We start from the raw sequence: 2634 nt of genomic DNA, 5'->3' as shown, positions 1-2634 counted from the left end.
GCCCGGGACCCGCCCCGGCCCGGCGCCCTCGGTCGAGGACGTCGAGGACGCCCGGCACCCCGCGGTCGACGCCGCCGTGCAGGCCATGATCAACGCCGCCACACTCTCCCCGGCGGACCAGATCGCCCAGTACGAGGCGGCGTACGAGACCCTGCGCGAAACCCTGGCCAGCATCGACCAGGCCTGACCCACCGGAGAAGAACCACCCATGGCACGTCGCAACCGGCTGGATGCCGAACTCGTCCGCCGCGGCCTGGCCCGCTCCCGGGAGCAGGCCGCCGCGCTGGTGGAGGCCGGCCGGGTCCAGTTGCGCGGGGTGCCGGCCCGCAAGCCCGCGGCGATGGTCGACCCCGCCGACCCGTTGCTGGTCACCGGCGAGGACCCCACCGCCGAGTACGTCTCCCGGGGCGGCCACAAGCTGGCCGGCGCCCTCGCGGCGTTCGCCCCGGGCGGGCTGACCGTGGCCGGGCGGCGGTGCCTGGACGCCGGCGCTCCACCGGCGGCTTCACCGACGTGCTGCTGCGTGCCGGCGCGGCGGAGGTGGTGGCGGTCGACGTCGGCTACGGCCAGCTGGCCTGGCCGCTGCGCACTGACGAGCGGGTGCGGGTGTTCGAGCGCACCAACGTCCGTACGTTGACCCCGGAGGCCATCGGCGGCGAGGTCGGCCTCACCGTGGCCGACCTGTCGTTCATCTCGCTGCGGCTGGTGCTGCCCGCGCTGGCCGGCTGCACCCGGGCCGAGGGTGACCTGGCGCTGATGGTCAAGCCGCAGTTCGAGGTCGGCAAGGAGCGGGTCGGCGCGGGCGGGGTGGTGCGCGACCCGGAGTTGCGGGCCGAGGCGGTGCTCGACGTGGCCGCGGCGGCGGCGCAGCTCGGGCTGGGCCTCGCGGACGTGGCCGCCAGTCCGCTGCCCGGGCCGAGCGGCAACGTGGAGTTCTTCGTATGGTTACGCCGGGGCGCGCCCACCGCGGACCCGGAGCGGGTTCGCGCGGTCGTGGCAGCCGGCCCCGAGGGCGTCCCACCACCCGCGGATCCCACGATCGAGGAGGTCGCCCGGTGAGCCGGACCGCTCTGCTGGTGACGCACACCGGCCGCCGACGCAGCACCGAGCACGCCCGCGCGGTGGCGGCGGACCTGATCGCCGCCGGTTTCGAGGTACGGGTGGTGGCCGAGGAGGCCGACGACCTGGACCTGCCGGGCGTCGTCCCGGTCACCGGCCCGGAAGCCGCCGAGGGCGCGGAGATCGTCTTCGCGCTCGGCGGCGACGGCACCTTCCTGCGCGCCGCCGAGCTGGCCCGGCCGGCGAAGGCCCCGCTGCTCGGCATCAACCTCGGCAAGGTGGGCTTCCTCGCCGAGGCCGAGATCGACGACCTGGACTCGGCGGTCCGGGACGTGGTCGGGCGCAACTACACCGTCGACGAGCGGCTCACCCTCGACGTGACCGCCGAGTTCGAGGGCGGCCCGACCATCGAGTCGTGGGCGCTCAACGAGATCAGCGTCGAGAAGGGCGAGCGGGCCCAGATGCTGGAGCTGCTCGTCGACGTCGACGGCCGCCCGTTGTCCCGGTACGGGTGCGACGGGGTGGTCTGCGCGACCCCCACCGGCTCCACCGCGTACGCGTTCTCCGGTGGCGGGCCGGTGGTCTGGCCGGAGGTGGAGGCGTTGCTGCTGGTGCCGATCAGCGCGCACGCGCTGTTCAGCCGGCCGCTGGTGACCGCGCCGACGTCGACCTTCGTGATCACCGTCGACCCGTTCACCACCCTGGCGGTGCTCTGCTGCGACGGGCGGCGGGTCTACGACCTGCCCCCGGGGGCCCGGGTGACGGTGCGCCGGGGCGCGCTGCCGGTGCGGATCGTCCGGCTCCGGGCCCGCCCCTTCACCGACCGGCTGGTCGCCAAGTTCGACCTGCCGGTGCAGGGGTGGCGCGGCAGCCGCCGCTGACGCGGGCGCCCGTCGCCGGTCGCCGCCCGGCGGCAACCCGCCGGACATCCGGCGGCCCGGCCCGGTTGTCCGTTGTCCACCTGGCGACATGTCGCCGATGCGGCGGGCCGCAGCTAGTGACCATCCGATGATCTCCGTCGCAGACTCCGAGTGGTCGATCTCCTGGGATCGACCCTCGGAGTAGAGGAGCACATCGCATGCATTGGCCTCCACGCTGGCTCACCGCCGGCGCGGTCGGCGCGTTGGTGATCGGGCTCGCCGCACCGGCGTCCGCCGACCCGCCCGTCCGGCCCATCCCCCCCGTTCCGGCCGCGCCCGTTCCGGGCGTCGCGCCCGTCCGCCTCACCCTGATCACCGGCGACCAGGTCGACCTGGTCCAGGCCGCGCCCGGCCGGGTCGCCGCCACGGTCCACCCCGGCCCCGGCCGGGAGCGGATCACCTTCCACACCGTGGAGGCCGACGCCGGCTGCGGGTGCTGCCCAGCGACGTCGTGCCGTACGTCTCCGCCGGGGTGCTCGACTCCAACCTGTTCGACGTGGAGGAGTTGGCCGCCGAGGGCTACGGCGACGCCGCGCAGGGCGCATTGCCGCTGATCGTCCGTTACCAGCAGCCGGCCGCCGGGCGGGTGCGGCCGCTCGCCGGCGCCACCGCCGCCCGGCCGCTGGAGAGCATCAACGGCGCGGCGCTGCGGGTC

Annotated in this window: 3 protein-coding genes and 1 pseudogene; all 4 read left to right on the top strand. The window is 75.6% G+C overall.

The annotated features are described in order from the left end of the window. The coding region (locus JNW87_RS37320; RefSeq protein ID WP_238455341.1) for a hypothetical protein at positions 1 to 187 on the top strand (187 nt) is incomplete at its 5' end. Positions 188 to 208: 21 nt separating this feature from the next. Continuing rightward, positions 209 to 1059 (top strand): annotated as a pseudogene (locus JNW87_RS37315) (TlyA family RNA methyltransferase). Further along, positions 1056 to 1940 carry an NAD kinase gene (locus JNW87_RS37310; protein WP_089015032.1) on the top strand — a complete coding sequence of 295 codons (885 nt, stop codon included), beginning with the start codon at positions 1056 to 1058 and terminating at the stop codon, positions 1938 to 1940. The pseudogene JNW87_RS37315 and the gene JNW87_RS37310 overlap by 4 nt, the downstream one beginning before the upstream one ends. Before the next feature lie 472 nt (positions 1941 to 2412). Continuing rightward, positions 2413 to 2634, top strand: a 222-nt coding sequence (locus JNW87_RS37305; RefSeq protein ID WP_238455340.1) for a hypothetical protein, incomplete at its 3' end; no start/stop codon positions are given.

Source organism: Micromonospora sp. ATA51, from assembly GCF_016802855.1.
Lineage (GTDB): Bacteria > Actinomycetota > Actinomycetes > Mycobacteriales > Micromonosporaceae > Micromonospora > Micromonospora sicca.
This window is presented reverse-complemented; position numbering and strand designations above follow the sequence as displayed.